Origin of the sequence: Mycobacterium sp. (assembly GCF_036488105.1) — a bacterium.
GTDB lineage: Bacteria > Actinomycetota > Actinomycetes > Mycobacteriales > Mycobacteriaceae > Mycobacterium.
In genome coordinates this window covers 1-8,525 of sequence record NZ_DASXHW010000098.1, presented here as the reverse complement: position 1 = coordinate 8,525, position 8,525 = coordinate 1, and the positions used below count along the sequence as shown (strand labels likewise).

At 67.0% G+C, this 8,525-nt stretch carries 7 protein-coding genes and 1 pseudogene; 1 reads left to right on the top strand and 7 read right to left on the bottom strand.

Annotation, left to right across the window (positions count from 1 at the left end; genetic code table 11):
* The 7 genes from hemB to VGH54_RS05230 form a co-directional block, all read right to left on the bottom strand.
* Positions 1–849 (bottom strand): porphobilinogen synthase (hemB, locus tag VGH54_RS05260; protein ID WP_331510881.1); only part of this gene is annotated, 849 nt, incomplete at its 3' end.
* A gap of 49 nt (positions 850–898) precedes the next feature.
* Complete coding sequence (locus tag VGH54_RS05255) at positions 899–2,557, bottom strand: bifunctional uroporphyrinogen-III C-methyltransferase/uroporphyrinogen-III synthase (protein WP_331510880.1); 1,659 nt, start codon at positions 2,555–2,557, stop codon at positions 899–901.
* A 33-nt stretch (positions 2,558–2,590) separates the two neighbouring features.
* Positions 2,591–3,517 carry a hydroxymethylbilane synthase gene (gene hemC / locus VGH54_RS05250; protein WP_331510882.1) on the bottom strand — a complete coding sequence of 309 codons (927 nt, stop codon included), beginning with the start codon at positions 3,515–3,517 and terminating at the stop codon, positions 2,591–2,593.
* 13 nt (positions 3,518–3,530) lie between these two features.
* Positions 3,531–4,880 (bottom strand): glutamyl-tRNA reductase, encoded by a 1,350-nt coding sequence (locus tag VGH54_RS05245; RefSeq protein WP_331510879.1) that lies wholly within the window; start codon positions 4,878–4,880, stop codon positions 3,531–3,533.
* Between the two features lie 97 nt (positions 4,881–4,977).
* On the bottom strand, positions 4,978–5,238 hold the full coding sequence (locus VGH54_RS05240) for a glutaredoxin family protein (RefSeq protein ID WP_331510878.1): 261 nt from the start codon (positions 5,236–5,238) through the stop codon (positions 4,978–4,980).
* Between the two features lie 158 nt (positions 5,239–5,396).
* Complete coding sequence (locus VGH54_RS05235; RefSeq protein WP_331510877.1) at positions 5,397–7,889, bottom strand: DUF5631 domain-containing protein; 2,493 nt, start codon at positions 7,887–7,889, stop codon at positions 5,397–5,399.
* Entirely contained in the window at positions 7,886–8,335 is a 450-nt protein-coding gene (locus VGH54_RS05230) for a hypothetical protein (RefSeq protein ID WP_331510876.1), read from the bottom strand. Before VGH54_RS05230 ends, VGH54_RS05235 begins: the two co-directional genes overlap by 4 nt.
* On the opposite strand from VGH54_RS05230, the pseudogene VGH54_RS05225 reads away from it, so the two are divergent.
* Positions 8,325–8,525, top strand: a pseudogene (locus VGH54_RS05225) (hypothetical protein); the annotation flags it as partial. The gene VGH54_RS05230 and the pseudogene VGH54_RS05225 sit on opposite strands and share 11 nt — an antisense overlap.

Sequence of the window (8,525 nt, the reverse complement as noted above, 5' to 3'; positions counted from 1 at the left end):
CATCGCGTACTCCCCCGACACCTGATAGGCGGCCACGGGCACCGGCGAAATCTGTGCGACGGCCGCGACGACGTCGAGGTAGCTCATCGCCGGTTTGACCATCACGATGTCGGCACCTTCGTCGAGATCCAACTGCGCCTCGCGGACCGCTTCGCGGGCATTGCCCGGCTCTTGCTGATAAGTGCGCCGGTCGCCGGACAAGCTGGAGCCCACCGCTTCACGGAACGGGCCGTAGAACGCCGACGCGAACTTGGCCGCGTAAGCCAGGATGACGACGTCGGTGTGACCGGCCGCGTCCAGACCGTCGCGGATCGCCGCCACCTGGCCGTCCATCATGCCGCTCGGGCCCACCACGTGAGTTCCCGAATCTGCCTGCGCAACAGCAAGTTCCACATAGCGCTTCAGGGTGGCGTCGTTGTCGACCCGGCCGCGCGCGTCCAGCACACCGCAGTGCCCGTGGTCGGTGAATTCGTCCAGGCAGGTGTCGGCCATCAGCACGGTCGCGTCGCCGAGGTCCTTGCTCAGGTCGCGCAGCGCAACGTTGAGAATGCCGTCGGGATCCGAACCCGCCGACCCCGCCGCGTCCTTGTCCTCGGCACGCGGGACACCGAACAGCATCAAGCCGCCGACTCCGGCCGTGACCGCGTCGGCCGCGGCGGCGCGCAGCGAGTCGCGGGTGTGTTGCACCACGCCGGGCATCGAGGCGATCGGCTGTGGCTCGTCGATGCCGTCGGCGACGAACATCGGCAACACCAAATGCCGTGGCTCCAGCGATGTTTGCGCCACCAACCGGCGCAGCGCCGGAGTCGACCGGAGTCGACGCGGACGCTGCCGGGGGAAGGCGCTCATGTGCGGCGACCCGCTGCGCCCGGCTTCGCCGCGCTGGCGATCGCCATGACTACCGCCTGCGGCTCTTCTTACGCGGCGGCGGCAGCGCACCCTCGGCGCGCAGCCGGGCGGCATGCTCGGCCAGCGCCTCGATCAGCGGACCGACCGCGGCGGTTTCGGGTTGCACGTCGACACGCAAACCGAATTCGGCTGCGGTCTCAGCGGTTTTCGGGCCGATGCAGGCCACGATCGTGCGCGCGTGCGGCTTGCCGGCGATGCCGACCAGGTTGCGCACCGTCGAGCTCGACGTGAAGCACACCGCGTCGAAGCCACCGGTCTTGATCATCTCGCGGGTGGCTGCCGCAGGCGGGGCTGCCCGCACGGTCCGGTAGGCGGTGACGTCCTCGATCTCCCAACCGCGTTCGCGCAGACCCTCGGCCAGCGTCTCGGTGGCGATGTCGGCGCGCGGCAGCAGCACCCGGTTCACCGGATCGAAAATGCTGTCGTAGTCCGGGAATTCGTCCAGCAGACCCAGCGACGACTGCTCACCGGAGGGCACCAGCTCGGGACTGATCCCGAACGCGCGCACCCGGTCGGCGGTCGATTCCCCGACGCAGGCGATCTTCACGCCGGAAAACGCGCGGGCGTCGAGACCGAACTCGCCGAACTTCTCCCACACCGCGCGAACCGCGTTGGTCGAGGTGAACACCACCCACTGGTAGCGGCCGTCAACCAAACCCTTGACCGCGCGCTCCATCTGCGCGGGGCTGCGCGGCGGCTCGACGGCGATGGTCGGCACCTCGACCGGCAGCGCGCCGTGTGCGGTCAGCCGTTCGCTCATCTCGCCGGCCTGGTCCTTGGTCCGCGGCACCAGCACGGTCCAGCCGTACAGGGCGCGACTCTCCCACCAGTTCAGCTTGGCCCGGTTGGCCACCGTCTTGCCGATGGTGACGACCACCGGTGACGGCGCGGCGCCGTCTGCGTTGACGAGCAGGTTCGAGTCGGTCAGCCCGCCCAGCGTCGACTCCACCGAACGCTGCGCGCAGGTGGTCCCCGACGACGTGACCACGCATGGGGTGGTGTCGGCCAGGCCGTACTCGATCAGCGTGCGGGCCGCGTCGGCCACATGCGAGGACGTGGCCTGCAGGATCAGCGGGCCCGGGCCGGCGGCCAGGGCTCCCCAGTCCACGTCGCCGCGCACGTCGGCAACGGTGTGCGACGAGCCGAGCGGCAGCCCGGCGTAAGTCGGCACCGCGTCGCTGGCGGACAGGCCAGGCACGATCTCGAAGTGCAGGTGGCTGCGAGCCACGGTGTTCACCTCGGTGATCACCGAGTCCACCGACAGCGGGTCGCCCGCCACCAGGCGCACCACGTCGACCCCGGTGCGGGCTTCGCTGACCAGTGTCTTGGCCACCTCGGCCGGGTCGCCCAAGGCGGGCCGGATGTCCGGTCCGACCGTCACCACGGCGGATTGTTCGTCGGTGCCAGTCCCCTCAGCGGCTCCGTTGTCCGAGGGTGCGGCCGGCTCAGCCGGCGCGGGCCCGGATACCGGCGGCAGATCCTTGCCGATCAACGCCAGCACCGGCTCGGGCACGTCGGGGTCAATGAACACCAGAGGGGCATTCGCCAGTACCGAAGCGGCCCGCGTCGTCAGCAGAGCCGGGTCGCCAGGACCCGAACCCACGAACATGATGCGGCCGGGCCTCGGCTTACGCCCTCGCGTCGTCATCGTCGCTCCTACCTCGTTTTCGCGCGCGGGTTGCTACCGCGCGCTCGACATGACTTCCCGTGCGCCCAAGTCGAACAGCTCGGCGGCCACCGAGAGCCCAAGCTCTCGTGCCCGATCCGGACTGCCGATACCGGACGCGCGGATCACGTCGGATCCGTCGAGCGCCGCCACGCAGCTGCGAAGCGACAGCTCCTCGAAGACGCGGCCGTCTTCGTCGATGGACTCGACCACCTCAGCGATCGCCCCCACCGGCGCGGAACAACCCGCCTCCAGTTCGGCGAGCAGGGCACGCTCGGCGGTGATGGACGCGCGGGTGTCGGCGTCGTCCAGCTCTGCCAGCAGTGCTGCCAGCCGGGAATCCCCGGCGCGGCACTCCAAGGCGAGCGCCCCTTGAGCCGGCGCCGGCAGCATTTGTACCGGCTCCAGCGTCTCGGTTACGTCGTCGAGACGTCCCAGCCGGGTCAGACCCGCCCGGGCAACCACGATCGCGTCCAAATCACCCCTGCTTACCCTGTTCAACCTGGTGTCTAGGTTGCCTCGTAGGGGGCGAATTTCCAAACCGAGACCCAGTGCTCTAAGCTGTGCCGCCCGCCGGGGCGAGGAAGTGCCCACAATTGCGCCTGCCGGCAGCTCTCCCAGCACCAACCCGTCGCGGGCCACCAGGGCATCGCGGGCGTCTTCACGTGGCGGGATGCCGGCGATCACGAATCGTGGGTCCTCGGCCGTCGGCAAGTCCTTGTACGAGTGCACCGCCATATCGACTTCGCCGGCGTGGATGGCTTCCCTGAGCGCCGCGGTGAAGACGCCGACCCCGATGTCGGCGATCGGCTCGGACGACTGGTCGCCCTCGGTGCTGATGATCACCAATTCGGCCTGGTGACCGTTGGCCAGCAACGCATCTCGAATGGCGCCGGCCTGGGTGGTGGCCAGCAAACTGCCACGGGTACCTATCCGGATCACGTCGACCAAGCGGTTACTCAGCGGAATCTGTTGGTATAGAGGGCAATTCGCCTGCGGTGGCAACGGCGTCAACAGCGGTCTGGTCGAGCTCGAACAGCTCGCGCAATGCCTCGGCGTAGCTGTCGCCGCCGGGAGCGCTGGCCAACTGCTTGATCCGCACGGTGGGTGCGTGCAGGAGCTTGTCGACGACGCGTCTGACCGTGCGGGCCACCTCGTCTTTCTGGCCGGCTTCCAGGCCGGGCAGACGATTGTCGAGGCGCAGCAATTCGGCCTCGACCACGTCGGCGGCGCGCTGGCGCAGCGCGGTGACCGTCGGAGTGACCTCGGCCATCCGCTGTCCGGCCAGGTAGGTGGCGACTTCGGCGGCGACCAGGTGACGCGCGGCCTCGGCGTCGCCCGCGGCGGCCCGCGCCGACGGTTCCCGCTGCACGCGGTCCATGTCGACGACCCAGACGCCGGGCAGCCCGGACACCGCGGGGTCGACGTCGCGCGGCATGCCCAGGTCACAGATCACCAGCGGCCGGTCGGCGTCGTCGCGGCGGCTGGCGGCCAGGGTGTTGTGCACGTCGGCCAGCGACACCACCGGGCGTACCGCCCCGGTGCAGCTGACCACGACGTGGGCGTCGGCCAGCGCGGTGGCCAGGTTCTCCATGCTCAATGCCTCAGCAGCGGCGCCGGATTCGCGGATTTTGCGGGCCAGCCGCTGCGCGCGGGGCAGCGAGCGGTTGACGACATAGACGCGGTTGATGCCGGCCCGGGTCAGGTGGGCTGCCGACAGGGCACCCATGGCTCCGGCGCCGACGACGACCGCGGTCTTGTCTTGCAGGCCGCCCAGTTTGGTGTCGGCCATGCCGAGCGCGACCGAGACGACGGAGGCGCCTGCGGCGTCGATGCCGGTTTCGGTATGCACACGTTTGCCGACGGCCAGCGCCCGCTGGGCCAGCTCGTGCAGCACGCGGCCGACGGTGTGGTTGGCCTCGGCGGCCGCGTAGGCGCGACGGACCTGGCCAAGCACCTGCGCCTCGCCGACCACGGCCGAGTCCAGGCCGCTGGCCACCGCGAACAGGTGCTCGACGGCGGCCTCGCTATAGCGGACGTAGGCGTATTTGGTGAGATCGGGCACAGTCATCCCGGAACGCTCGGCGAGCACCTGGCCGATGGCCGACAGGCCCCCGTGGAAGGCGTCGACGACCGCATAGACTTCGACGCGGTTGCAGGTCGAGAGCACCATGGCCTCGGTCACCAGCGGCGACTGCATGATCTGGTCGACGATCTTGACTTGCTCGGACTCGTCGGTGCTGAGCTGCTCCAGAACGGAGACCGGCGCGCTGCGGTGCGACACACCGAAGAGCAGAACGCTCACGGCTGAATCACCTGGCCTGCTCCCTTGCTAACACCAGTGAATTGACTGGTGTCCACCGTAGACGCTTACCTGATGGGCCACCAAATTTACTGCGAAGTCACCCGTTGGCCAGATCCTTGCGCAGCCGGGGCTCGTCGAGTTCCCAGTAGCTGTGTTCGCGGCCGTCGAGCAGGACCACCGGCAGCCGGTCGCCGAACTCGGCTCTCAGCGCACTGTCGCCCTTTTCCGCTTCGGCATCGACGTCGGTGGCCGACAGGTCGAAGTCGAGTTCCTCGGCGAGCTGCTTCAGCTGCGCGTAGACCCCGTCGCAGATCGTGCAGCCGGCGCGGGTCAACAGCTGGACGTGGCGGCGGCTCATGGCTCCAGTGTGCCGGTTGTGCTCACTTGCGGAGGCTTCGCCGATCACCAATCGCGGTATTCAGCTTTCGATTAGCGAGTATCTGATGGCGAACAGGCCCGTCGCGACGTCCTCCTAGTGACGAGGCCGCGTCTAGCAACGAGCCGATTGTCGACCCGTTAAAGTTGAGGTCCGGTCGTGCTCGTCATGCACGCTTGGAACCAAGCAAGGTGGTAATTAGCGCCGACTCTATCACCTCGTATTAAGGCTTCGATCGCCGCCAGAAGTTGCCAATTGCCAAGATGTTTGGGGTCAATCTCATCCGGATAAGCATCGAGCACCCGCTCCCCGACATTGTGCATTTGTTGCTGCAGCAGCTCCACTTCGGACGGGTCCACGCCAGTACCCGAAGATGCTGCTTTGGCCAAAGTGTGTGCAAGACGGGGCAACCCGTCGCGCCAGTGGGTGGCGCTGCTGAGTTCCCAACCCAATTCCTCGATCTCGGGCGCATGCCGCGGGCGCGGAGATGTGGGCACCGACTCATCTTCTTCGGGCACGTAGCGGTCAGGCGTATGCATGACAGCGGTTTTGACTTCGCCGAGCAGAGCTTCGAGGTCGCCGCGCCGACGTCGAGGTTCCAATAGCGTGACCACGGACGGGATTTCGACGCCTGGTGGGATCCAGCCGTCGGCAAGGTCGGTGATCAGGACGGTCGTATCGTCCGGGCGATCGCCGGCAGCCCAGGCAAGCCGCGACTCCTGTCGAGCCACCGCATCGACAATGCGCTGCAATCGAATTCGCGCCGTTGCGTCCGCCGAAGCCGCGCCTGCCACAGCTCCAACCGCGCTGGCGCCAACCGCTTTGCCCGCAAGGCCCATGGGCGCGGGCTGCTGCGACGACGCCGTCGCAGAGTCCGAACGCACCACGCCGGTCTGTGCGACACTGCCGCCGGAGCCAGCTGCGGGGTTGGTTGATGGTGAGCTTGGTCCGGGTGGTGGGTTGGACGCCGCCGGCGGAGGAAGGCTCGGCGACCCGGCCGGCACGGACGCGGCCGGAGGCCGCAGGTCCGAGCCGTAGGTGGGCAGCGGACCGCCGGTATAGGACGTCGACGGTGCAGTCGTAGACGACATATAACCCGGATTGGTAGGCGACGACATACTCGTCGAAGGCGACGCGGCTTGCGAACTGTAGGACGGTGACGACGCTTGCGGCGTTGATGGCTGCTCAGCAGGGATCGCCGAATGCCAGTCTCCCGAGCCGGCCGTCGGCGCAGTCGTCGGTGACACCGGCGTCGGTGGGACCTGCGGTGCGATCGGCGGCGTGGGTGGAATCCCGCCGGCGCCCGGTGGCATCAGCCCTGCTTCAAGGTGATGGGGAAACTCGGCCGGCACCATGCTGGGAGGGGCGATGCCCTGGAATCCCGCCGCGTTCAACGCACCGGACGGCGGCCCCCCTTGGAAGCCGCCGTAGGCAGGATTGAACATCGACATAGGAGCGGGGGGCGAGATGGCGCCCGACGTAGCCGTTGCCGACAATCCCGGCGGGGTATTCGGCCCAGAACCTTGTACTACCGGGAGAGCTTGGGGAACCGGCGGTGGTGGCGTCGGGTTCGAGCCAAAACCTTGCACTACCGGGCTTTGGTTGGGCGCGGGAGCCGCCACCGGGTTAGTGGCGTTGCCTTGTGCGACGGGTGCTACGCCAGGCGACGTGGTCGGTGGCACTCCCGGTGGTGCAGAGGGCCCCGGCGAGCCCGGTGGCGCTGGAGGAGGGGCTAGCCCTGGCGTGGTAGTCATATAACCTGCCGGACGCGCCAGCGAACCTGGCGAAGATGGGTTGACCGCCGCTGACGTACCACTACTTGCGCCGTAAGCCGGCAAACTCGACACCGCAGGATTCACCCCGGGCGCCGCACCACCCGGCAGACTCGACACCGCCGGATTCACCCCAGGCACCGCACCACCGCCAGCCGCACCACCTGGCAAACTCGACACCGCCGGATTCACCCCGAGCGCCGCACCACTAGCCCCGCCATCCGCAGTGCCTTGGGTGGTCAGCATTCCCTGCACAGTTGGCTCAAGCCCGTTGGTGTCGCGTGAACGGAAGAGTTGGCTCATATCGATACCGTTGGTTTTGGCGAATTGGCGAAACGACGGGCTAGTCGCTTCTTGGTCAAGAATGCGCTGGCCTGCATCGCCAATATCACCGCCACAATTGGCGGCGGCCAGGTTTGCTTCCTGTTGACCCCTGCCGATTGCGGCGAGAATCTCGGGGACCTTTGCCGCGGCAGGCTCTTTAGACTCTAGGATCTTCCTAATTTCCTCGTTGTAGCGCTGGGCAATATCGGATAGCTTTCCTCTGAGATCTTGAACACTACTCAGTGCCGTCGCGTAAGATTCTTTCTTCACGCCGTTCTTATTGGCGACCTCCCGAGCAAGCTGCTCACCCTCGTCAAACAGCTGTACTAGCGAATCCGCGGTTTTCCCTTCTTGCACCGCAAGCGGTCCAGTTTTCGCAGAATTCAACAAATCGGCGATATTATGATGCGCCTCAGCGATTTGCCCTCGATTCTCGATCCACGCATTTAAGCCCGCGATTGTGGTATCGCTAGGCCATTGATGACCGACGATTAGCGCTGACCATTCACCGCCAAGCCCTCCACCCACCTGCATCATTTGCACAGCCCTTGGATGGTCAACGCCGTCTCATTCGCGGCATTTTGCTCAGGCACAGCTGGATCCGAGGCGAGATTGTCGAGCGTCAGAGCCTGGAATACATTGGCGAGCTTGCGAGCCGCGGCAGCCAAATCAGCTGGAGTTGCCGGCTCGTTAGCGAGTGTGGTGAACAGGTACGCGCTGCCCGCTTCGTAGATTTGGCGCTCGTTTATAGCTACCGCGAGTTGGGAGGTCGGGTCGTCGCCGCCAGTTCGTCCTGAGTTTGCAACGCTCGCGTGGTGGACCTTTTCGTAGGCAGCGCAAACGTTCGACTTCGCATCAGACACCTGCTGCTCGCTGTAAGAGGGCGCCCCCGGCTTCGCGGAGGGCTCGTGCGGGAGCGGGCGCAACCAGGCCGCAATTGCCGCACCCACGGCGACGAGCGTGATCAGGAACATGACGAACATCGGCCACCGCGCGGGCCTGCTGACTGCCATCGGCGGGACAGGTCCCCACGGACCCGGTGGCGGCATCCCGGGTGGAAATCCAGCGGGGCCGGGCGCCGATGGGTGCCCTGCAGGCGGCGTTTCCGACATGAAGCGATGGTATCGCCGATCAGCGATCCCGGTATTCAGCTTGCAGGCTGCCCGCCTCGAG